Origin of the sequence: Clostridium pascui (genome assembly GCF_016908015.1) — a bacterium.
Taxonomy (GTDB): domain Bacteria; phylum Bacillota; class Clostridia; order Clostridiales; family Clostridiaceae; genus Clostridium_AK; species Clostridium_AK pascui.
In genome coordinates this window covers 53,786-77,114 of record NZ_JAFBDB010000008.1, presented here as the reverse complement: position 1 = coordinate 77,114, position 23,329 = coordinate 53,786, and the positions used below count along the sequence as shown (strand labels likewise).

The 23,329-nt window shown below is 29.8% G+C and carries 19 protein-coding genes; 13 read left to right on the top strand and 6 right to left on the bottom strand.

Going from position 1 to position 23,329, the window contains the following annotated elements; genetic code table 11:
• Positions 1–5: 5 nt before the first annotated feature.
• The 4 genes from JOC70_RS16505 to JOC70_RS19255 form a co-directional block, all read right to left on the bottom strand.
• Entirely contained in the window at positions 6–1,355 is a 1,350-nt protein-coding gene (locus JOC70_RS16505; protein WP_204600003.1) for a radical SAM/SPASM domain-containing protein, read from the bottom strand.
• 637 nt (positions 1,356–1,992) lie between these two features.
• Positions 1,993–2,163 (bottom strand): hypothetical protein, encoded by a 171-nt coding sequence (locus tag JOC70_RS19640; RefSeq protein WP_423880686.1) that lies wholly within the window; start codon positions 2,161–2,163, stop codon positions 1,993–1,995.
• Positions 2,164–2,401: 238 nt separating this feature from the next.
• Positions 2,402–2,473 (bottom strand): hypothetical protein, encoded by a 72-nt coding sequence (locus JOC70_RS19635; protein WP_423880687.1) that lies wholly within the window; start codon positions 2,471–2,473, stop codon positions 2,402–2,404.
• Positions 2,474–3,017: 544 nt separating this feature from the next.
• Positions 3,018–3,215, bottom strand: coding sequence for a hypothetical protein (locus JOC70_RS19255; RefSeq protein ID WP_243429170.1), 198 nt, complete (start codon positions 3,213–3,215; stop codon positions 3,018–3,020).
• Between the two features lie 453 nt (positions 3,216–3,668).
• Here JOC70_RS19255 and JOC70_RS16495 point away from each other — a divergent pair, with 453 nt between their 5' ends.
• The 8 genes from JOC70_RS16495 (at position 3,669) to JOC70_RS16460 (ending at position 16,122) form a co-directional block, all read left to right on the top strand.
• Positions 3,669–6,575 (top strand): ATP-binding protein, encoded by a 2,907-nt coding sequence (locus tag JOC70_RS16495; protein ID WP_204600002.1) that lies wholly within the window; start codon positions 3,669–3,671, stop codon positions 6,573–6,575.
• Positions 6,576–6,710: 135 nt separating this feature from the next.
• Positions 6,711–8,324: a BCCT family transporter gene (locus JOC70_RS16490; RefSeq protein WP_204600001.1), complete on the top strand. Its 1,614-nt coding sequence runs from the start codon at positions 6,711–6,713 to the stop codon at positions 8,322–8,324.
• Between the two features lie 131 nt (positions 8,325–8,455).
• Positions 8,456–9,982 carry an HAL/PAL/TAL family ammonia-lyase gene (locus JOC70_RS16485; RefSeq protein ID WP_204600000.1) on the top strand — a complete coding sequence of 509 codons (1,527 nt, stop codon included), beginning with the start codon at positions 8,456–8,458 and terminating at the stop codon, positions 9,980–9,982.
• A gap of 118 nt (positions 9,983–10,100) precedes the next feature.
• Entirely contained in the window at positions 10,101–11,513 is a 1,413-nt protein-coding gene (locus JOC70_RS16480; protein ID WP_204599999.1) for a YfcC family protein, read from the top strand.
• 148 nt (positions 11,514–11,661) lie between these two features.
• Entirely contained in the window at positions 11,662–12,123 is a 462-nt protein-coding gene (locus JOC70_RS16475) for a (2Fe-2S)-binding protein (protein ID WP_204599998.1), read from the top strand.
• A gap of 23 nt (positions 12,124–12,146) precedes the next feature.
• Positions 12,147–12,995: an FAD binding domain-containing protein gene (locus JOC70_RS16470; protein WP_204599997.1), complete on the top strand. Its 849-nt coding sequence runs from the start codon at positions 12,147–12,149 to the stop codon at positions 12,993–12,995.
• A gap of 15 nt (positions 12,996–13,010) precedes the next feature.
• Positions 13,011–15,272: a xanthine dehydrogenase family protein molybdopterin-binding subunit gene (locus tag JOC70_RS16465; RefSeq protein WP_204599996.1), complete on the top strand. Its 2,262-nt coding sequence runs from the start codon at positions 13,011–13,013 to the stop codon at positions 15,270–15,272.
• Between the two features lie 55 nt (positions 15,273–15,327).
• Entirely contained in the window at positions 15,328–16,122 is a 795-nt protein-coding gene (locus JOC70_RS16460) for an XdhC family protein (protein ID WP_204599995.1), read from the top strand.
• A 296-nt stretch (positions 16,123–16,418) separates the two neighbouring features.
• Here JOC70_RS16460 and ppx read toward each other — a convergent pair whose 3' ends face one another.
• On the bottom strand, positions 16,419–17,924 hold the full coding sequence (gene ppx, locus JOC70_RS16455) for an exopolyphosphatase (protein WP_204599994.1): 1,506 nt from the start codon (positions 17,922–17,924) through the stop codon (positions 16,419–16,421).
• 254 nt (positions 17,925–18,178) lie between these two features.
• On the opposite strand from ppx, the gene JOC70_RS16450 reads away from it, so the two are divergent.
• Both JOC70_RS16450 and JOC70_RS16445 read left to right on the top strand, forming a co-directional pair.
• On the top strand, positions 18,179–18,727 hold the full coding sequence (locus JOC70_RS16450) for an NADH peroxidase (protein WP_204599993.1): 549 nt from the start codon (positions 18,179–18,181) through the stop codon (positions 18,725–18,727).
• A 173-nt stretch (positions 18,728–18,900) separates the two neighbouring features.
• Positions 18,901–19,083, top strand: a complete 183-nt coding sequence (locus JOC70_RS16445; protein WP_035311151.1) for a small, acid-soluble spore protein, alpha/beta type — start codon at positions 18,901–18,903, stop codon at positions 19,081–19,083.
• 71 nt (positions 19,084–19,154) lie between these two features.
• Here JOC70_RS16445 and JOC70_RS16440 read toward each other — a convergent pair whose 3' ends face one another.
• Positions 19,155–20,894 (bottom strand): methyl-accepting chemotaxis protein, encoded by a 1,740-nt coding sequence (locus JOC70_RS16440; protein WP_204599992.1) that lies wholly within the window; start codon positions 20,892–20,894, stop codon positions 19,155–19,157.
• Between the two features lie 219 nt (positions 20,895–21,113).
• Here JOC70_RS16440 and JOC70_RS16435 point away from each other — a divergent pair, with 219 nt between their 5' ends.
• The 3 genes from JOC70_RS16435 to JOC70_RS16425 are packed head-to-tail and all read left to right on the top strand — an operon-like array spanning position 21,114 to position 23,136.
• The gene (locus tag JOC70_RS16435) at positions 21,114–22,163 is read left to right on the top strand and encodes an aromatic acid exporter family protein (protein WP_204599991.1); all 1,050 of its coding nucleotides are present in this window, start codon (positions 21,114–21,116) and stop codon (positions 22,161–22,163) included.
• Between the two features lie 58 nt (positions 22,164–22,221).
• Positions 22,222–22,644, top strand: a complete 423-nt coding sequence (locus tag JOC70_RS16430; protein WP_204599990.1) for a DMT family transporter — start codon at positions 22,222–22,224, stop codon at positions 22,642–22,644.
• A gap of 12 nt (positions 22,645–22,656) precedes the next feature.
• Entirely contained in the window at positions 22,657–23,136 is a 480-nt protein-coding gene (locus JOC70_RS16425) for a DMT family transporter (protein WP_204599989.1), read from the top strand.
• The last annotated feature ends 193 nt before the right edge of the window (positions 23,137–23,329 follow it).

Here is a 23,329-nt window from a genome sequence, read left to right as displayed (position 1 = left end):
ATTGTCTATTGACAACATTCATTCACTAATAATTCTTTAAAGATACTTTTATAATCAACACATCTCTCTTTATTTAATTCATTTCCAGATTGTATTATATGACTAACACATCCTCCACCACAAATAAATTTATATTTACATTCTTTACATTTTTCTAAAGTGTTAATATTTCTGTTTTTCCACATTAAGTCTAACTTGGTATTAATTTTTAATCCATTTATATAGCTTCCAATATTGAAATTTTTATTTCCTATTCCAAACCAACATTTATATATATAACCTTTATAATCAAGTATATACTGCTCCTTGCATGCTGAACAATTTCGCAATTTAAATTCATTTTCTTTACCATTTAAAATATTATCTATCATTGATTGTGCATGAAATCTTTTATTAAAGATTTTTACAATAGGATATTCTTTTTCTATACCTATCAGTTTTTTTATACATGATACCTCATCTATAATATTTTTGTCTCCACTACAGCCTCCATCTTGTAATAAGTATATATAAGGTATGAAATATTTGCTTATTCCTATATATTCCATTATCTCTTGTGCAAGATTAGGTAAATAATCTAAATTAGACTCATCTATATTTACTCTTAAATATGTTTTAATGTTTCTATCTAAAGCTTTTTTTATATTTGATATTGTTTTTTCATAACTCCCCTGACCATTTTTATCAATTCTTCTTAAATCATGTATTTCTTTTGGCCCATCTACTGTTACCTGAATACAATCCACATTAGTGGAACTTAATAGATCTAAATATTTATCTAATTCAAATCCATTAGTAATTACATTATATTTATAATTATAATTTTTTATTTTATTTATTATATAAGTTATTAGTTCTATATTTTTATACAATAAGGGCTCACCGCCCATTAAAGTAATATAAATTTCATTATTATCAACTTTAATTTTATTTTCCAACTTGAAATTTTCTATCAATATGTTAATGCTTTCAAATAATTTATCAACCCACTCATATTTATCTTCATATAGATTTTCTTTCCCAATCTTATACTTTTGCTCATAACAATAAATGCATCTTAAATTACAATTATATGTAGGTATAATTAAGAAGTTTGGGACTTGTCGGCGCTCTAAAAACTCCAACTTATCTTTTAAACTTTTTTCAAATAATATTTTAGATTCTTTGTTATCAAATATATACTTTCTATCTTTTAACTGTTCAGTTATTTCCTGAGATACATCATCAAATTTTTTATCTAATAATTGTTTAACTATGTTTTTGTCAATAATATCTGCTGCTCCACTTAAATAATTTAATAATAAATCCTCTTGTTCATTTAAAGGTATAACATCAATTTCATCAGCTAAATACATATTAAAAAACTCCTCCTATAAACTTATCTTGTTTTGTATGAAATAAAGAAGAGGATTTAATCCTCTTCTTTATTTCATACAATATATACATGCACTTAGTAGAAGTAATAACTTTTTTATTTCATACAATATACACATGCACTAGTAGAAGTAACAACTTCTTTATTTGATCTTACAATTTTCTTATTTAATGATTTCATTTTACTACCTCCTTTTCTAAAGTTGTAATGTTTAATTTTTACAAGTATTAGTACTTGTGAAAATTATTTACTTGAATTCAAGATTAAGTTAACTTTACAATATCTATTTTATATAATAAAAAAATAAATACAACCCTAATGGCATGAAACGTAAAAAAATGGGCATGAAACGTAAAAAATGAGCATGAACGGAATCTATACATATAAAAATTCTTTTCATGTTCATTTCTGTCCCTTTCATACCGCAATTATTTACATGATATTTTTGCTTAAATTAGTCTATAAAGGTTATTAAGATAATTTGCATAATTATTCAGTTACCATAAAAAATATATAAAAACACCTTACCTTCAAATTCTTATGCATCTGACAGTAAGGTGTTAATATAAAATTTATTCACGCCAAAAGGAGGGGGGATACCTCTTTAAGCGTAGCTTTTATGTTAAGATTATATCAAGGGGCATTACTGTAAGTACTGGCTTTATACACTCTAAAGTATTTTTTTCTTGTTTTCTCACAGTAGATATATATCCATGAATACTAATAAAAGCATTTGCTTCATCAGAACTTCTAAAGGTTCCTGAAATCTTTTGTTTAACTTTAGTCATATGCAAATCACGTTCTGTCAGTTATTATCAAAAGGTATATTAAAATCATACATGAAAGCAAGAGTTTGTTCTTTATAGTCAATTAATATATTGAGTAAATTAAGACTTACACTTTTCTTTATCTTCTTTTTAGAATATAATTTGATATTTTTAGCATAGTCTTCATCGAATCCAGCTTTAAGCATTTCATTATACTTTATATCTAAAGTTAAAGCATTATATTTGTAACTAGTTAAATCTATTTCTTTTTTATCTCTGTCAATAGACTTTTCATTGGCTTTGACCAGTTTTGATCCCGTAATTCAGTTATGTCATTAAGTTCTCTTAATATATGAGCATTGCATAGAGCATGACTACATTTAGTTTATTTATGGTAAGCCTTAAACACATCATGGACTGCCGTCCCTGTCAGGCTTGGAAGTATTGTAATATCTTCAATAGCCTTGTTACCATGTTTTTCACGGCATTCATAGTGGGTAAGAGTTTCATTAGATGCAACATGAAGCCACTGATGCTTTTGTTTACATATATACCTGTTTCATCAAAACGAATAGCGCACGTAAATGAAGTAACACTATTTCTAATTTTATTTGTTATTGTTTCCAAATTTTCATAACAACGTGATTAAAAGTTACCATACTAATTTGACTTAAATGATGATTGAATAGATCCTCAATCAGTTCAGTTTCTTGTTTATATGGAACTAGCTTATATTGAGTCAAATAAGCAGCTGTCGCTTTTATTCGTTCTTCATATTGAACTGTATTAATTAGATGTATTTTTACTTTTATAATGAGGACATATTTTAATTTCTGCTTTATGATTTACAATTTTAACTTTTATATGTGGTATATCTATAATTTGACGAAAAATATATATTTTAGCGCTACGTCCTTTAGTGATGCTCCACATTCAGTACATTGCTCAATGCTGTAAATTTTAATTTCATTAGGAATATCATTTAGGTATAATACTGTTTCTTCAAGACCTTCTTGACCGCCAGGTCTTTTACCCGATTTTATTCTTAAACTTTTAGCTTTTTTAAAAATCATCTAATGATGGAGATTTACTGTTACTATTACTATTTTTATTGACTTGACTTTCCAACGAGTGTACACGCTCATTAAGAGCTTTATTTTCTTTAGAGAGTGTTTCTACTTGAGAATTTAGTGTTTTAGCTTCATTTGATAGTTCCTTAATAACACTTATAGCTTGAGATATACCTTGGTTGTAAATCTCAATAATCTTGCCTTCGATTGCGACGTGCCAACACCTTTATCATTAGTTTTTGTAAGACAGATTTTATGATACAAAAAATAATGATAAATTGAAGAACTTCTTTTATAAACTAATGATAACAGTAATTTTAAATTGCTTTAATAGTTGAATAGCTACAAAATTTTAATATTATAGAAAGATTATTAAAAGAGTATTAATTTTTCTTGAAATTAATGGTATTATTAGATTATAGTCAATTTTTACAATATTAAGATAAAGGTGATAAAATGACAAATATAAAAGTGAATCTTTTTGCATATCCTGAAATATTCAAGAATGGAAAAAAGGTAAGTTTTCCATTTAAAAAGGCTGAAGCATTAATTTTTTATATGGCTCTTTATAAACAAGCCTCTAGAGATACAATTGTAAATCTTTTATGGGGTGATTTGGAAGAAGCGGTAGCTAAGAAAAATTTAAGAAATGCTGTTTATTCGATAAAGAAGATATTTAATGAAGAAGTTCTTGTTTCACCAAAAAGATCTATTATTATGTTAAATCCAGAAATAAATGTAGAAGTGGATATAGAAAGATTTTTATCATCAAATTTTGAAGAAAGTATAGATGTTTATAAAGGAGACTTTTTAGAAGGATTTTATTTGAAATATGAAGAGCATTTTGAGGAATGGGTACTAGAGCTTAGGGAGTATTACAAAGATTTATATATTCATAAACTTCAAGATATAATTGAGCAATATGAAAGCAGCAAGAATATAACAAAATTAAGGAAATATTGCAAGGCTCTTATATTAGTAGATGAGTACAATGAAAAGGCATATAGAACAATTATGTATTCATATAAAGAAGAAGGAAAATATGATAAAGCAATTTATATATATAATAAACTGTTGGATTTATTAAAAAAGGAATTAGAAGTTTCCCCGGATGAAAAAACCATAAATTTATACAAGGAAATAATCCATATAAAAAATTCTGAAAAGGTTTGTGAAGAATGCGATGAATTTAGTTTTTTCTATGGAAGAAATAAAGAATTAAATTTACTTAAGAATAATTATAATGATTTTACATTAAATAAGCCTGTAAAAGCACCTATTGTAATTGGAGAAGCTGGTATAGGTAAAAGCAGTTTGGTGTGTAAGTTTTTAAGTACAATAAATACTAAAAACATAAATATTATAAGCGCTGTATGTTATCAGGCAGAGGAGGAATACCTTTTAAAACCATGGAATAATGTGTTTAATCAAATTTCCGACATAATAAACTCTGAAAATGTAAGAATAGCACAAGAACTTATAGAAATAATAAGCTGTATCTTTCCAACATTTCAGTTTAATAAGGGCAGCCGCGCAAATATTTATAAAAGTATGGATATGATAAAATATCAAGCAGCAGAAGAAGCCGCGATAAAAATATTAAATGAGTGTACTAAAAATAAAAAGCTAATATTATTCTTTGATGATATACAATGGATAGATAAACTAAGTATAACTATGCTTAAAAACTTAATATTACAAAATAAAAATAAAAATATTTTACCTATATTGGTATCGAGAGAAGAATATAATGATAAAATAATAAATTTCTTAAATCAGCTTCAAGTTAAAAACCTCATAAGTGAAATTCAGCTGCATAGGTTAAATAAGGAACAAACCGTTGAATTCATATCAAAATGTATACCAAACTTTAATTTGAATAATGAAAAAATGGAAGCTATATATGAAGAAACAGAAGGAAATATATTTTTTATAACGGAAGTGCTAAACAATATAAAGGAGAGCAAAGACTTTAACTTGATTTCGCCTAAAATGGAAAATATACTTCAAACTAGATTATATAGATTAAATAGAGATGAGAGAAAAACTCTAAATATAATATCTGTATTTTTTGATAAGGTAAATTTTCAAAACTTAAAAATGTTATGTAATTATGATGATTTTGAGCTTATAGATATATTAGGTGAACTGAAAAATAAGTGCATTATAAAAGAAAGCTTTGAAAATGAAAATATAAATATTCAATTTACACATCAAAAGATGAGAGAATTTGTGTATTCTAAAGCAGGATTATTAGAAAAGAGATTATTACATGAAAAAATAGGACAATTAATTGAAGAGAGTTTAAAACATAGTATAATGGATAATGTATTCAATTCTAAACTTATATACCATTTTGAAAGAAGTGGAAACAAGCTTAAATCTTTAAAATATATGATAAAGGAACTAAATATGTATCTTCAAAGTTATCATGAAATATTTCCTGTAGTAAATGAAGAATTGCAAAATACAGCTTTAGGTTTTTTAACGGATGCAGAAGCTTTGGATAAATTTAAAAAGTTCAATAATATACTTTATCAGATAGAGGAAACACCTAAGAACGCAAAGGAACTAAAGGAACTTAAAATCACTTTAGAGTATATGATTGGTAGAGACTATATAAGAAGCGGAAACTATATTGAAGGTGTAAAGATAATGGAAGGGATAATAAATGAAGGTTCTTCAGAGGTTGATATAGTACATATACTCAATGCATACAAACAACTAATATATTATTCAATGAATATATATGATTCAGTTAAAATGGACAAGTATTTAAAAAGGGCATTAGATATTGCAGTGGAAAACAATTTAAAAGAAGAAATACCTATTTTATATAGACTTACAGGATTTCAAAATATAATGGAAAATAAGTATGAAGAAGCCGAATTAATTCTAAAAAAGTCTATAGATAAATTTAATGAATTAAGAGATAGAAATAAATATATACTAAATATAGCAGCAGCTTATGACTTTTTAGGCGAAGTTAAAAAAAGAGAGAATAAATTTGAAGAAGCCTTAAAAAATTATGAGAAGGCAATAACTATGTGTGAAGGAAACCATATAAAGCAAGGGCTGCCTATATTTTATACACATGCGGCTTATTCAGCCTGTGAACTTAATATAAGTGATATGCCACAGATATATATAGAAAAGGCCCTAAGTATGTATGAAAAAATGGATGTAATATGGGAGAAGGCTTCAGCTTATGGAATACTTGCATTAATTTTATCAAAGTCAAAAGATAATATAGAAGCCTTAAAAGCTTTTACTAAAGCTGAGGCATATTATAAATTACTAAAGAATCCACAAGAATATGACATATTGGAAGGCATAAAACAAAGAATAAATATTTTAAAATGAGCCTTTAATTTTTATTAAAGGCTCATTTTTATAGTAACGTTTTGACTTTTTTTTGACTAAGGCTTGATAAACTATAAATGAAATTTTAAATCTTTAGAAGATTAAAACAATAAATAATGTAAGGGGGAAAAGGGCATGGAAAAATCAAAGGTCAAGGCTCATATTAGATGGTCTATATTTATACCAATGAGCGTAATACTTTTAATTGCAATTATTACAGGGGTGGTAGCACCAGAGCAATTTTATAATGCACAAAATAAAATAGTTCAGTTTGCTTTTGAAGATTTTGGATGGTTATTCCAAATATCAGGTAACTTATTTTTATTTATTTGTATTTTCTTTATGTTTTCTAAATATGGTGATATAAAATTTGGAGGACCTGATGCAAAACCTACACTTAAGTATTGGGATTGGTTTGCAATAACACTTTGTGCAGGTATAGCTACTGGAATATGCTTTTGGGGAATTGCAGAACCAATAACTCACTTTATGAATCCTCCAAAGGAATTAGGATTAAAGCCGGGAAGTGAAGCTGCTGCAAATTTTGCTATGACTACATCATTTATTCACTGGACGTTTATTCCATATGCTATGTATGCTATAGCAGGTTTAGGTATAGCATTTTGTGTACACAACATGAAACTTCCATATCAAATAAGTTCATTGCTTTATCCTATATTTGGGAAAAAGGTTTATGGAACTATAGGTGCAGTAGTAGATAATATTTGTATGTTTGCAATGGTAGGTGCTGTAGCTGCAGTACTTGGAGTTGGAGCTATGCAAATGGGCAGCGGACTTAACGTGCTTACAGGTATACAAACAGGGAAAACCCTCTGGGTTATATTATTAGCACTTTTAGTAGTTGCATATATATTCTGTAGTTGGACAGGGCTTACAAAAGGTATAAGATGGTTATCAGATAAAAACTCAAAAATATATCTGTTTTTAATGATATTTATATTAGTTGTTGGACCAACTACATTTATATTAAAAATGGGTACACAGGGCGTAGGAGATTTTATACAAAATTATTTTACAAGAACTCATTACTTAAGTCCTATCGAGGGTTCAGAATGGCCAAGATGGTGGCCTATATACTATTGGGCAATATGGCTTGCATACGCCCCAATGGAAGGTATGTTCTTTGCTTCATTATGCAAAGGAAGAACCATAAGAGAATTTATAATTGTAAATCTCATATGCCCTGCAGTGTTTGGTATAGTTTGGTTTGCTGTGTTTGGAGGTGCTGCGATAAATGTTCAGTTAACTGGTGGCGGGTTATGGGAAGCTATACAAAAGGGTGGACTAGAAGCCTCAGTATTTGCATTCTTGAGCCATTATCCACTTTCTAAGGTTATTTCTTGGATTTTTGTAATAACTATATTTATTTCGATAGTAACGCTTTGTGACTCTATGACTTCAACAGTTGCATCTCTTACAAGTACTGCATATAATGATGAAAATCAAGAAGCACCAGGGGTGCTTAAAATATACTGGGGAATTGTAATGGCTTCTATGGCTATAATAAACATCTTATGTACAGGCGGTGGAAAGATATCAGGTATAGATGCGACAAAGCAAATATCAACAGTTGCAGGATTCCCAATACTATTCTTTATGTTAATTATGGCTTATTGTACGGTTAAAATAATAGTTAAGGGAGAAAAATACGATGTGGTTTATCACCCTGAGACTGCTCAAGTAGAGGAAATTGTATTAGGATCAAAATCTAATGGAGAAACATTGTAGTAGGTAGAAATAGATAATAATAAATAATTAGTTAAAAGTCGGCTAAGGCCGACTTTTAACTAATAATTCATATTGTAAAAGATGTGATGAAACCTAGGCCGTAGTAAAAGATTGAAGGGAGAGTTTAAACTATGAAGGAAAACACAATAGTAGTAAATGGTAAAGATTTAACTATAGATGATATTAGTAAAGTTGCAAGAGAAGGATATAAAGTAGAAATAAGTGAAGAAGGAAAAAGTAAGTTGATTGAATCAAGAAAACTTGTATTTGAACTAGCAGACAGCAATGTTCCTGTATATGGATTCAATACAGGGGTAGGTTGGAACAAGGATAAAAGGGTGTTCAAGGAGTTTTTTCAAGAGTACAACACAAATTTAATACGTGCTCATTGTGTAGCGGTAGAGCCTGAAGCAAGCATAGAAGAAGTTAGAGCAATAATGCTTACAAGGCTTAATACTTTGCTTTGTGGTTGTACGGGAATTCAGCCAGAAGTGGCCTTCATGTATGGAGAAATGCTAAATGGAAATGTAACACCAGTTATGCCAGAAAGAGGATCTGTAGGAGAAGCAGACATAGCATGTTTGTCTCATATAGGACTTACAATGCTTGGAGAAGGAGATGCCTACTATAATGGAGTTAAAATGCCAGCAAAGGAAGCACTAGAAAAGGCAGGGTTAAACCCTGTAACATTAGGGCCTAAAGATGGACTTGCAATTGTAAGTTCAAATGCCCTAGCAGCAGGAGAAGGTGCATTAGTAGTAAAAGATGTAGAGGATTTATTGGATATTGCAGATATAATATATGCCTTATCCCTTGAAGGCCTTAATGGAAATACTTCACCGCTTGATTCTAAAACCCATGAAGCTAGGCCATTCCCAGGACAAAGATATAGCGCAGAAAAAATAACAAAATATCTTGAGGGTAGCTATATTTGGGAACCAGACTGGAAAAAGCCAGTACAAGATCCGCTAAGTTTTAGAGGCTCCGCGCATGTGCATGGATCTGTAAGAGATGCACTTGAATACGTAACAAAATATTTAACAATACAAATGAATTCATCCGACGATAACCCATGTGTAATATTGGATGAAAGAAGAATGATATCTTGTTCAAATTTTGAACCAACTACTTGGGTACTTGGCTTTGAAATGCTAGGAATTGCGTTAAGCCACTTATCAAAAGTTAGCTGTTATAGAACTATTAAATTAAGTACTCCTGATTTTACAAAGCTTCCAAGATTTTTATCTCCGGCAGATAATGTAATATGCTATGGAACTATACAAAAGGCATTTACATCACTAGATGCTGAAATAAGACATTTATCAAATCCATCAACTAGTGACTTCTTTTCTGTTGCAGGGGATATAGAAGATCATGCTAATAACTCACCATATGTGGTACAAAAGACAAGAAAAATTGTTGATAACTTAAGATATATATTAGGTATAGAACTGCTTCATGCAGTACAAGCAGTTGATTTAAGAAATGATATTCACCAAGGAAGAGGAACGAAAGTTGCATATGCAACAATCAGAGAAGTTATTCCATTTTATGATAAGGACAGAAACCTAACAGAAGATATAAGGAAGGCCTATGAACTTATAAAATCAAATGAGATTTTAAATAGAGTAAGGGAAGAAATGAGCAAAAATAATTAGATAAACATGGGTGCAAATATATGGAAAGTTTCTCGATAAAGTACTAAAGCAAAAAGTATGTATTTTAGGCTGACATTAATAATATCTAACTAAATATATTTTTGGGGAGGAATATTAAATGTTAAAGGAAAACAAGATGCCAGTTAAGAGAAAATTTCAAATGCCGGATGGTTTTGTTGTGCTATTCATTTTGGTAGCTATTGTAGCTATTATGACCTATTTAGTACCAGCTGGAGAATTTAAAAAAATAACTGAAAATGGAAAAACTGTAGTAGATGCAAGCAGCTTTAAATATATAAATCAAACCCCGATAAATTTTTTCAACTTTTTCAAGGCTATTCCATTAGGAATTCAAGCAGCTTCTCAATTAATTATAATGATTTTAATAATAGGGGGAGCTATTAGGGTATTTGATGGAACAGGTGCTATAAAGGCAGCCTTATTTAAACTAAGACAAGTCATGGGTGAGGAAAAGGGAGTAGTAGTTTTAGTAGCTATAATAATATTCTTTGGCTGTCTGGGAGCATTTCCAGGAATGCTTGAAGCAGCTATACCCTTTGCACCTTTATGTGTAGCTATATCATTAGAACTTGGATATGATGTTTTAGTTGGAATATATATTGCCCTTGTATCGATTGTAATAGGATGGTCAGCAGGATGTACTAATCCTTGGACTACAGGCATAGGTCAAAGCTTAGCACAGTTACCTATGTTTTCTGGATTAGGTTATAGATTTATAGTATTTATAGTATTTATGGCAGTGGCCGTTTTATTTATTGTAAGATATGCAGCTAGAATAAAGAAGGATCCAACAAAAAGCATAGTATATGGAATGGATTTAGGACATTTAAATGTAAGTAATAAGGATGAAGAGATAGAATTTACTTTAAGACATAAGATGGTATTATTAGTTTTTGCTGCAACTATAGGAATTATAGTATATGGTTCTATAAGTTGGAAGTGGGGAATGACTGAAATGTCAGCAGTGTATATTATAGGAGCTATAATTGGAGGTATAGTTGCAGGATATAATGCCAATAAAATAGCTAGCGAAATATTGGAAGGTGGAAGAGCTATATTTATTGGAGCAATGGCAGTAGGATTAGCAAGAACAATACAAGTAATAATGGAGCAGGGGCATATATCAGATACTATAGTTCACGGTTTGGCTTCTCTATTAAGTGGTATGTCTCCAACCATTAATGCAGTAGGCATGTTTATAATTCAAACAATAATAAACTTCTTTGTACCTTCAGGAAGCGGACAGGCAGTTGTAACATTACCTATAATGCTTCCTGTTGCAGATTTAATACATCTTAATAGACAAATAGCTATCTTAGCCTTCCAATTTGGAGATGGATTATCAAACTTATGTTATCCAACAGTAGGGGGATTAATAGCATTTTTAGCATATACAAAGGTTCCGTTTAATAAGTGGCTTAAATTTATAACACCTTTTATGGCATTAATATGGATGGCAGCTGCATTAATGCTTGTTGGAGCAGTAGCTATAAATTTTGGACCAATGTAAATAAGATTTAAATATAAGGCGATGTTTTAATATTATAAACATCGCCTTATACTACTAATAGCACAAATATGAAGTGGTTTTCTGACTTTTTTTAGACTTTTAGATGATAAAATTAATTTAAACAATAGATATGAAGGAGCTGAAAAAAATGTTAATACACTTAAAAGTAAATGGAATTAATCATGAATTAGATATAGATCCAGCTAAAAGGCTACTTGATATATTAAGAGAAGATCTAGAACTTACAGGCACAAAAGAGGGCTGCAGTGAGGGAGAATGTGGAGCATGTACAGTTATAATGAACGGTAAAGCAGTAAATTCTTGTATGGTACTTGGAATACAAGCAAGAGATAAAGAAATACTCACTATAGAATATTTAGAGCAGGACGGAGAACTTGATCAGCTGCAAAAATCCTTTATAAAAAAGGGAGCAGTACAATGTGGATTTTGTACACCTGGAATGATTATGTCTTGTAAAGCTCTTCTTATGAAAAAGCCAAGCCCTACACATGAAGATATAAAAAGAGCTATTGAGGGAAATTTATGCAGATGTACAGGATATACCAAAATAATTGAAGCAGTTATAGATGCTATTACTGTAGAAAAATAATAAAGCTTTATAGGAGGAAGATTATGACTATGGAAGCAGCAATTCCAAAAAACTTAGCAGAACTTAAATGTTTACTTAAGAATGTAGATGAGAACACTTGCTTTATATCTGGAGGCACGGATTTTATTATAAAAATGAGGGGAAAGGGACTATACAATATTAATATGATAGATCTTTCAGGGATAGAGGAACTTAAATATATAAAAGAGGAAGATAACTTTTTGAAAATAGGTGCAAATACTACTTTTTCAGAAATAGAATTTAGTCCTATAATAAATAAATATTTTAAATGCTTAAAAGAGTCAGCAGAAAAAGTGGGGTCTACTCAAATAAGAAATACTGCAACTGTGGCTGGAAATATAGCACATGCATCTCCAGCGGCAGACTCCATTCCAGCACTTTTATCATTAGATGCTAAAGTGAAAACTCTAAATGAATTTGGTCAGGAAAATATTAGAGAACTAGATGATGTAGTAATAGGATTAGAAAAGAATAATTTAAAGGTTGGAGAAGTTATTACTGAAATATTAGTTCCTTTAAAATATAAAAGATATAAAACCTCATTTGTAAAGATAGGAAGTAGAAGTACTGTAACAATTTCAAAGTTAAGTATTTCAGTATCATTGAAATATGAAGATAAAATAAAAGATGTAAAAGTAGCAATAGGATCACTAGGACCTAAGGCTTTTAGATCTAAAATCTCTGAAGAAGTATTAGAAGGTAAGGTTTTTACCAATGAACTTTTAGAAGAATTTAAAAATGCACTTGAAAAGCAAGTAGACTTGTCAATACCAACAAGACAATCTAGACCTTATAAAAGAGAAGTGATAAGGGGAATTGGTGAGGATGTCTTTAAAAATATATTTGGGTAATGGGATGGTGATAACATGGCAGAGGGATTTAGATATATAGGAAATTATGTTCCAGTACATGATGTAAATGAAAAGGTGACAGGAAAATTAAAATATGTAAGTGATATGAAACTTGAAGGTATGCTTTATGGGAAACTTTTATTAAGTGATGTAGCTCATGCAATAATAAAAAGTATAGATACAGATGAAGCGGAAAAGCTGCCTGGCGTTGTGAAAATATATACACATAAAAATACACCTAAAAATTATTACAATTCACATAGATGGTATGAAGCTTTAGAAACAATAAAAGACGAGCTGATGTTTGATAGTGAAGTAAGATTTGTAGGAGATAGAGTAGCGCTTGTAGTTGCTAAAGATAATCTAATTGCTGAAAGAGCAACTAAGCTCATAAAAGTGGAATATGAGAGACTTCCTGTAGTTGTAGACCCTAGGGGAGCTCTTAATAAAAACTCCTTTAAAATTCATGAAGAAAATAATAATCATGTAATGGATAAGAAAATCGAATATGGAGATAGCAGGAGAGCCTTTGAAAAAGCAGATTTAATAATTGAGGACACTATAACTACACCTAAAATACATCATGCAGCTATGGAAACTCATTTGGCAATAGCCCAAATAGATGAATTTAATAATATAATAATTTATTCCCCATGTCAGGAGGTATTTCAAAGTCAGCTTGTAGTGTCTGATGCACTTAATATACCTAAAAGAAAGATAAGGGTAATAAAGTCACCTATGGGAGGTTCCTTTGGGGGAAAAACTCATCCTATAGTAGAACCGATATGTGCCTATGTGGCATTAGATTTAAAAAAACCCATCAAAATTCAACTAGATAGAAATCAAACTATAGTAGGCAGCAGAACAAGACATAATGTAATAGGAAATGTAAAAACTGCTGTGACAAAAGATGGAGATATCTTAGGAAGAGAAATTGAAGTGATAGTAGATACTGGAGCATATTTTACAAATGGAGATGCACTTTGTATGTCTATGGGTAAAAAACTATCTAGGCTTTATAGAATAGAAAATCAAAAATACACAGCACACGTAGTTTATACAAATACTCCAATAGGAGGAGCGTGTAGAGGATATGGAGCACCTCAAATACATGCTATTACTGAAATAAATATAGATAATACAGCAAGAAGGTTAAACATGGATCCTACAGAATTTAGACTTAAAAATCTAGTACATCCTTATGATAAAGATTTAGCTAAGGGAGTAGATTTGGGTAATGCTAGAGTAGTTGATTGTGTAAGTAGAGGAATAGAAAAGTTTAACTGGAAGGAAAGATGGAATAACACACATTTTGATGGAAGATATGCCACAGGAGTTGGAATGGCTTGCGTTACCCATGGAAATGGATATTATGGGGCACACCCAGATTTTACTACAGCTACAATACAAATGGATACTGATGGAAGTGTGATTTTAAAGGAAACAGTACATGACCTAGGATGTGGAACTGTAACTGTTATGAGGCAAATAGTAGCGGAAACCTTGGATATGGATATTGAAAAAGTAACAGCACTGGAGGGAGATACTTTTGTAACTCCTTATGATTCAGCAGGAACTCAAGCAAGTAGGGTTACCTATGTAAATGGGGGAGCAGCTCAAAGAGTTTCAGCAATGCTTAAAGAAAAAATAAAAAATTATGGATCAAAAATACTTGAATGTGATGAGGAAGATATAATTATAAAAAATGAAAAGGTATGGAATAAAAATAATGATACTAAAGTATTAAGCTATGGAGAAATAGTTGTTTTAGCAGAAAAGAAATTTAGTGATGATATGTCTGTAACTTACACTTATCATTCCCCAGCAAATCCAGGGGTATATGCAGCGGTATTTGCAGAGATTACAGTGGATACTTTAACTGGAATGACTAAAGTTAATGAGATATTAGCTGTACATGATATAGGAAGAGCTATAAATAAAACCTTTGTAGAGGGTCAAATACAAGGAGCAGCACAAATGGGTATAGGTTATGCTTTGACAGAGGAAATAGAAATAGATAGCAATGGAAGGATAAAAAGTAACAGCTTTAGTAAATACCATTTAATAAATGCCCCAGATATGCCTAAGGTAAACATGGATTTAATTGAATATCCAGATGAATACGGCCCCTATGGTGCAAAGAGTGTTGGTGAAATTGCAACAAATGGAATAGGTCCAGCTATTATAAACGCCATAAATAATACTCTTAAGGTTAATATAACTGAGTTGCCAGCAACCCCAGAGAGAATAATATCTGCTTTGAAAAATAGAAAATAAAGGATATAATTATAATATAAGTAACATATCACTAAAAAACTGGGGGTTAATTAACATGGAAACAAGGATAATGGAAGAAGTACTAAAGAAAGTACATGAAAATAAAAAATGTTCCTTGGCAATGGTAACTGAAGTGCAAGGATCCTCTCCGGGGAAAATTAACGCAATGATGGCTGTGTTTGAAGATGGTAGAACTTATGGAACTATAGGCGGAGGGAAACTCGAGTATACAGCTATCAAAGATTCCTTAGAGTGTATGGAAAAGGGTATAAGTAAGGAATTTACTTATGCATTGCAAACCGGTGAGGGGGGCTTGCAAATGGATTGTGGGGGACAAACTAAAGTATTTATAAAATCTTTTTTACCTACACCTAAACTTTTAATAGTTGGGGGTGGACATGTAGGTATGGAGCTTGCAAAAATTGGTAAGTTTTTAAATTACTATACAGTAGTGTTTGATGATAGGGAAGAATATGCAAATAAAGAAAGATTTAAAGATGTAGAAGAGACTATTGCAGGAGATTTTAAACAAAATTTAAGTAAATATGCCATTGATGAAAACACTTATATAATAATAGTAACCAGGGGGCATTTATGTGATGAAATAGCTTTAGAAAATGTAATTAATTCAAAGGCCAAATATATAGGTATGATAGGAAGTAAGGGAAAAGTTATAAATATGATGAATAGGCTTAAAGAAAAGGGAGTAGATAAAGAAGCTTTAGAGAAGGTATACGCTCCTATAGGGTTAAAGCTTGGAGGCAATGAACCAAATGAAATTGCTATAAGCATATTTGCAGAAATTTTGATGATTAAAAATGGTGGAACCTTGAAGCATATGAAACTTTAGAAATTCAGTTGGCTGAATTTCTTCCTTTAGCAGTTCACATGAAGAATTTTTTTATGCTCTGGGAGCATGGAATTTTCATCGTAGAAGGCATTGAATGAGCCTTAGAACGGCTTTATTTATAAATTTAAAATACCGTTAAGGGCCGCCTACTGTCTGAGCGACAGCGAGTTTAGGCGGCTTAGGGATTTTAAATTTATAAATATTAGCCGCTCTCGGCGAAATGAACGCCTTACTAGATGAAAATTCTATACGACCCAGAGCATTAAAAATGTAGCAATATCCTTTTATAGCGATTATTATTCACCTACTATAATAAGTTTCTTTTTAAACAGATTCTTAAATCTGTCTGAAGCAATTAAGGCTTCATTTATTTCTAAGGAAGCATCGTTTTTAGAGTGAAGCTTTAATGATACAGAGTTTTCATCAATAAGTACGTCTGCTTGTTCTACGTTTCCATTTAACCCTCTATCTAAGCTTTCTGATATTTGAAGAAGCACTCCTAACTTTTCAATTATGTGTAGTTCTTCTCTTTTTATAAGTTTTTTATGATAGGGCTCAGTTAAGGCAAAATCATGTTTTCTGTGAAGGGCTGCAATATATGCAGAAATCAAAATGTCTTTATGACAAAGCCCATATAAACTGGAATTTAAAATCATGTAAAAAGAATGTTTATGATGATTATGATAATCTAAGGTAATACCACAATCATGCAACATAGAAGAAACTTTTAGTATTTTTGAAAAATCTCTCGGAGGTTTAATTAAACTTTGTAATTGAGTATATAGAGATAAACACATATTGCATATTCTCTCGGCATGAACTATATTAACGTTATAATTTATCATAATATTTTTTAAGGAGAAATCCAAAACATCGCTTAATATAGAATTATCTTTTAAAATATAGCTATACAAAATTCCATCTCTTAAGCCTTTTGAGCTTACATATATTTCAGAAATATTACAGTATTCCATTACAGCGTTTACAACAGAAACTGCATTTGGAAATATATCTATCCTATCTATAGAAAGTCCTTTTACTTTCTTTCTAGAGCTTATGGTTTTGCAAACAACAAAGTTATATATTTCCTTTACTTGTTCTGGAGTCATTTGATAGTTATGAATTGTATCAAATGGATATTTGATTTTTCTTCTATGTATTTTTGCTATATTTCTTACAGTACCGCCAATTCCCACTAATGGAACACCTCTTATGTTCTTTATCCATGGAGCTTTAATAAAAAACTCCTTAATATAATTTTTAAGATGGCTCTCGTTAATCATGCACCCCTTACCAGATAGTTTGAATTTTTCTGCTAGACTTAATGCTCCAAAAGGAAGACTTATAGAATTTTTAATTTGTTTATTTCTAACTTCTATAAGTTCAGTACTTGCACCACCTATATCAATCATAAGACAATCGTTAATATTTAAGCTATTTATACCACCTAAGAAATCATAGTAAGCCTCCATATTACCATCAATTATTTCTACATTTATTTCAGCTTCTCTATAAATATTTTGTATAAATTCTTCTCTGTTAGATGCTTTTCTCACAGCTTCAGTAGCTACAGCTATTATTTCATCAACACTTAATTCATCACAAAGCTTCTTGAAAAAACCTAAAGTGTCTATGGCCTTTTGCATTTTTTTAGAGCATAAGCTGCCATCTTTATTTATATCTTTACCAAGTCTCACCGTTTCTTTAAATTCATCTACGACTTTAAAATATTCATTATTTATATCCACTATAACAAGTCTTATGGAATTAGAACCTATATCTATAACACTAATCCTTTTCATAATTAGTCTCCTCTCACCAGGTATTATTTATATATTATTTGAAAAAATATCACAGTTCAATTCATTTTTATACAAGAATAAAGATTTTTAAAATAAATTTTAAAAAAGGTATTGATAATTAATAATAATTATTATATAATAATAAATGTAAACAACAGAACGCAAAATTAAAATAATAATTGAAAATGATAATAACCCCATAAGATGGGATTAGAAATAAAAAATAAATGGTGATTTTAGGGAGGATTTTTATTATGAAAAAATTTGTATGTACAGTATGTGGATATATTCATGAAGGAGATGCAGCACCAGAAAAGTGCCCACAGTGTGGAGTGCCATCAGATAAGTTTATACAAAAAGTTGAGGGAGAGTTTGATTGGGCAGATGTGCATAAAATAGGAGTAGCAGAAGGTGTTGATCCAGAGGTTATAGAAGGATTAAGAGCAAACTTCACAGGAGAATGTACAGAAGTTGGGATGTATCTTGCAATGTCAAGACAAGCTGATAGAGAAGGATATCCAGAAATTGCTGAAGCTTATAAGAGAATAGCTTTTGAAGAAGCAGAACACGCAGCAAAATTTGCTGAACTTTTAGGAGAAGTAGTAACAAATAGTACTGAAAAGAACTTACAGTTAAGAGTTGAAGCAGAACATGGAGCTTGCCAAGGTAAGAAAGATTTAGCAACTTTAGCTAAAAAATTGAACTTAGATGCAATTCATGACACAGTACATGAAATGTGTAAAGATGAAGCAAGACATGGTTCAGCATTTAAAGGCCTTTTAAACAGATATTTTGGAAAGTAATTAAATATAAAATTAAAAAACAGGCATTCTTATCATGCTTGTTTTTTAATTTTATAGGGATATTAAAAATGACACATTTTCCTTTTATTGATTAACATAAAAACAACTATTCTTGGAGAAATTAATAAAGTAAGCAGCATATAAATATTTCTCTACAAAAGGGAGGAGTTTTTATGTCACACAAAGGTAATAAAAATAGTAAAGATAATAAAAAATCAAAACAAAAAACAAAAAAACAACTAGATAAAATGAAAATGGAAACATCTAATGAAATAGGATATTCTAATGAATCTAAAAAATTAGGGAAAAATAAATTAAGACCTGAAATGAAAGATGGAAAATTTAATAGTATGTAGGGTTTTAAGTAAAATAAGGACATTTCGATATTATCAAAATGTCCTTATTTTACTTTTGATTATATATACACTTAAACAATGAACTTGTCTAGAGTGCTTTGAAGATCTTTTGAGAGTTCTGCGAGTTCATTTATAGAAGAAGATATTTCTACCATGGATGCTGTTTGTTCTTCAGTTATAGAGGCAGCTTCTTCTGTAAAAGAAGCACTTTCAGTAACTAGATTTTCAATATTATTTATTGAGTTTTCTACAGATAATATATTATTGTTTACAATTTGAGTCTCATAAGAAACTGCATTGATTTTATTTACTACTTCAGAAACAGAAAGTTTTATATCGTTAAATGCATTTTCTGTTGATTGAAGAGAAGATGATTGCTCGTCTATTGAAATTTTAGTGTTATTCATTTCAATAACAGCCTTTTCAATATCTCTTTGAACTTCTATTATCAGGCTATTAATTTTTTCAGTTGACTCCTTAGATAATTCAGCTAGTTTTTTTACTTCATTAGCAACTACTGAAAAACCACGACCTGCTTCACCAGCCCTAGCAGCCTCAATTGAAGCATTTAAAGCTAATAGGTTGGTTTGTCCTGTAATTCCATTAATAAATCCTATGATTTGTCCAATTTCAGAAGACTTAATAGATAACTGAGAAATTACTCCAGATACGTTTTGTGAAGCCTTTTGACTATGGAACATTTTATTCCTTTGGTACTCAAGAATTTTAGTACCATTATTTACGATTTCCATAGATTTATTTGCAAGATCGCTTATATTTAGAGTATTATCAGTTATACTATGTAAACTAATTGCAACATCTTTTACTAAATTATTGCCTTCATGAGCTAATTTTGATTGTTCTAAAGCACCTTCTGATATACTTGTAACAGTTGCAGAAATTTCTTCAGATGCTTTACTAGTTTCTTCAGAAGACTTCAATATTTCATGAGAAGAAGACAGTACAACAACACTTGTTTCCCTTGCTTTAGAAATTAAAAGTCTAATTTCACTCAAAAATCTATTAAATTGTTTGGTAAGCACTCCTAATTCATCTTTAGAATAAACCCTACCTTCGACAGTGAGATCACCTTGTTCTGCTTTATTAATGACTCTTTCAAGTTCTGATATGAAGTTTTTAATCCCTTTATAAGTAGATAAGATAAGAATAGTTAAAAACACAATTACACAGATACTAAAAATTAATATTCTGATTAGGGTCTTCTTAAAATTAAGGGATTCCTTATTAGCTTCATTTATCATGTCTTCTGCTTTAAGTTTTGCGGTATCTTCAATTTGCTTTACTAATGAATCTATATCATCTGTAGGAGCCCTATCAATACCTTTTACTAAAGTATCTACTATCTTAAAGCTTTCCTTATTATTAGAATCGTATTTTTTAATTGCTATAGTATATTTATCATATAATTCTTTATGAGAGGATAATAAGTTATCAACCAATGAAGTGTCTAAATTCTTAGAAGACATATCTTTCTTAAGTGTTATTAAATCTTCCTGAATGGTTTTATGTTTGCTCAAAAATGCATCATAGTATTTTTTAAATGATGCAGGATCATTTCCTCTTAATAAAGTATTTTTCCACTCTTGTACTTGTTCTTTAAAGTCAACTTCAATTTTTCGGGAAGAATTAACCAGATCAATATAGTCAATAGTATTATGAAGTCTAGAATGAGATTTTTCGTTTGAATTATTAAACGAAGTCCAAGAAAAAATACTAATGCCAATTGTTAATATTATGGTGAATGCTACCATCATATATAATCTAAGTTTTATGCCGCTATTATTTTTCATTTTATGCCCCCTTTTAAGTTTAGATTTATTAATTGTTATGGCAACTATAGTATACCATGACATTGGTGAAAAATGGAATAATATATTTGTAATATAAACAATATGACGAAATATCGAAAATTAAGACGTTGATTTTACTAAGTTTATTTATTGATAAAAAATAACATAACGGGGAAATTAATAACTATACTAGTTTTAATATTAATATTGGAGGTAAGTATGAGAAGATTAATTACTGCGTTTGGATTAAGTAATGAAGCTATATTATTTGACTCAAAGCTTTATATAGTAAAAGCTATTTTAGCAATAGGTACAGGATATGTTGTTGGAAAAATATCCAGGGTTGCAAGGTTGGATATGATCTCAGTATTACTAGGAGTTATGTATAACCTAGAGCCTATTAACACAGTAGGAGTTAAAAGTGGTGTAAGTCAACTTATTGCATCCACATTAGGAGCAGTGTGTACATCAATTCTAATAATATTTTTAGGCATAAACGTTTTCACTATTGCAATATCCATGGGATTAACTTTATATTTATCGATTAAAATAAATTGGAGAATGATTTCTCCTGTGGCAATATTTACGTGTATTTATATGACTCAATATATTCAAAAGAATTCCTTAGGCAATCCTAGTATATGGCTTACATTCAAGCTTAGGATTGTAGCACTAGGCATTGGAGTGATAATAGCTATTTTATATAATTACTTATTTTCTTTTATATACTATAGAGAAATAGCATACAAAAGATTAGAGTTTGCAAAACTTCGACTTTTAAATGGATTAGAATATACAAAAATGCAGCTAGAAAATAATTTTGTAAATGGAGGAAAGGAACATATAGCTCTTTTTCCATACATATTTAATGATTTAGATTTAGTATACTCAAATATTGAGTTGGTGATCAGTGAGTCAAAATATTTATCTACAAAAGAAAAGCAGGAAAAGCTTCAAGTTATGCAGAAGATTTTGCAGTATTTTTGGCAAATTAATCATTTAGCTTATGATATTAATTTTGAAATTTGTAAGGAAGAAAAATATGATAAATTTGATAAAAATAGTTTCAAATTAATTAATAAAGCTATAGAAAATTTGAGAATTATAAATTTTATTTCTAACAATAAAGCACATGAATTACTAATAACTGATATAGAATATAAAAGTATAGTTAACTCAAATGATAGAATATACTCAAATATAAGCGAAATAGAGCTATATACAAAGTTAGTTGTGAAAGAGGTTAGAAAATTATACTCTACTTTATAAAAGCTATTTTATTTGATAAACTTATTAATGGGGTATTAAAAGATGATGGAGGGATTGTATGTATAAATTTTCTGCAGCGTTTATAGGAGTTTTAATTGCTATAATGGTTGCATTTAACGGAGCATTAGACACTGAGGTTGGTACTTATTTAGCAACAGTTATAATACACATAGTAGGATTAATTACGATAATACTTTTACTAGTACTTAAAAAACAAAAGTTCTTAATTAAAGAAAAGCTTCCTCTATATTTGTTTAGCGCAGGGGCCATGGGAGTATTTGTAGTCTCCTTTAACAATATTTGTTTTAATAATTTAGGAGCTTCATTAACTTTATCATTGGGGATTATTGGACAGCTACTATTATCATGTATTATTGATCATTTTGGATTTTTAGGTATGAAAATCTATAAGTTTAAAAAGAAAAAACTTATAGGTTTTGCAATAATATTTATAGGAATTGTCGTTATGACTATGTATTAAGGAGGAGTAGCAATGTATATAATACTGGCAGCCATAACTGGGGGACTAGTTATATTATCAATGATAATAAATTCTAGGTTAGCTAATAAAATAGGAGTACTTCAAGGAACTCTTGTGAATTATATAGTTGGATTAGTATTTACTTTAGTTTTAGTGATGATACTAAAAGGGCCTAAAGAGTTTATTACTAATAACTTAAGTAATGTTCCGTTCTACGGATTTTTGGGCGGATTTATCGGAGTTATGGTAGTAGCTACTTCAAATGTAATAATTCCTAAGATACCAGCCATATACAGTACACTTCTTATTTTTATAGGTCAAGTTTTTACAGGAATAATAATAGATTATATAAGACTTAGTTCTGTTTCCAAGGGGAAAATAATTGGTGGACTAATTATTATTTTTGGACTTCTGTATAATACTAATTTAGATAAAAATCAGATGGCAAAAGAAGATAAAATTTTAGAAGAAACTATTATAGATAATGACTAATAGTTATATTAATGTTTTTATAGTGATGAGTTTTTAAGTACACTTAAACAACTCATCATTTTTGTTTAATGAAAATTTAGCAAATAAGAACAATTGTTTGTTAATAATATATGAATATATAAATTAAGATTTATAATAATATTGAAAATAATGGTATTATATGTTTATGGGTTAATTTAATGGAATGGGGAGC

What these genes read in the sequence shown, in the direction of transcription:
- JOC70_RS16440 (WP_204599992.1), bottom strand. Translation starts at nt 20,894, where the DNA reads ATGAAAAATAATAGCGGCATAAAACTTAGATTATATATGATGGTAGCA.
- JOC70_RS16480 (WP_204599999.1), top strand. Translation starts at nt 10,101, where the DNA reads ATGTTAAAGGAAAACAAGATGCCAGTTAAGAGAAAATTTCAAATGCCG.
- JOC70_RS16450 (WP_204599993.1), top strand. Translation starts at nt 18,179, where the DNA reads ATGAAAAAATTTGTATGTACAGTATGTGGATATATTCATGAAGGAGAT.
- JOC70_RS19640 (WP_423880686.1), bottom strand. Translation starts at nt 2,163, where the DNA reads ATGACTAAAGTTAAACAAAAGATTTCAGGAACCTTTAGAAGTTCTGAT.
- JOC70_RS16490 (WP_204600001.1), top strand. Translation starts at nt 6,711, where the DNA reads ATGGAAAAATCAAAGGTCAAGGCTCATATTAGATGGTCTATATTTATA.
- JOC70_RS16470 (WP_204599997.1), top strand. Translation starts at nt 12,147, where the DNA reads ATGACTATGGAAGCAGCAATTCCAAAAAACTTAGCAGAACTTAAATGT.
- JOC70_RS16495 (WP_204600002.1), top strand. Translation starts at nt 3,669, where the DNA reads ATGACAAATATAAAAGTGAATCTTTTTGCATATCCTGAAATATTCAAG.
- JOC70_RS16435 (WP_204599991.1), top strand. Translation starts at nt 21,114, where the DNA reads ATGAGAAGATTAATTACTGCGTTTGGATTAAGTAATGAAGCTATATTA.
- JOC70_RS16485 (WP_204600000.1), top strand. Translation starts at nt 8,456, where the DNA reads ATGAAGGAAAACACAATAGTAGTAAATGGTAAAGATTTAACTATAGAT.
- JOC70_RS16430 (WP_204599990.1), top strand. Translation starts at nt 22,222, where the DNA reads ATGTATAAATTTTCTGCAGCGTTTATAGGAGTTTTAATTGCTATAATG.
- JOC70_RS16445 (WP_035311151.1), top strand. Translation starts at nt 18,901, where the DNA reads ATGTCACACAAAGGTAATAAAAATAGTAAAGATAATAAAAAATCAAAA.
- JOC70_RS19255 (WP_243429170.1), bottom strand. Translation starts at nt 3,215, where the DNA reads ATGATTTTTAAAAAAGCTAAAAGTTTAAGAATAAAATCGGGTAAAAGA.
- JOC70_RS16505 (WP_204600003.1), bottom strand. Translation starts at nt 1,355, where the DNA reads ATGTATTTAGCTGATGAAATTGATGTTATACCTTTAAATGAACAAGAG.
- JOC70_RS16465 (WP_204599996.1), top strand. Translation starts at nt 13,011, where the DNA reads ATGGCAGAGGGATTTAGATATATAGGAAATTATGTTCCAGTACATGAT.
- JOC70_RS16475 (WP_204599998.1), top strand. Translation starts at nt 11,662, where the DNA reads ATGTTAATACACTTAAAAGTAAATGGAATTAATCATGAATTAGATATA.
- ppx (WP_204599994.1), bottom strand. Translation starts at nt 17,924, where the DNA reads ATGAAAAGGATTAGTGTTATAGATATAGGTTCTAATTCCATAAGACTT.
- JOC70_RS16460 (WP_204599995.1), top strand. Translation starts at nt 15,328, where the DNA reads ATGGAAACAAGGATAATGGAAGAAGTACTAAAGAAAGTACATGAAAAT.
- JOC70_RS16425 (WP_204599989.1), top strand. Translation starts at nt 22,657, where the DNA reads ATGTATATAATACTGGCAGCCATAACTGGGGGACTAGTTATATTATCA.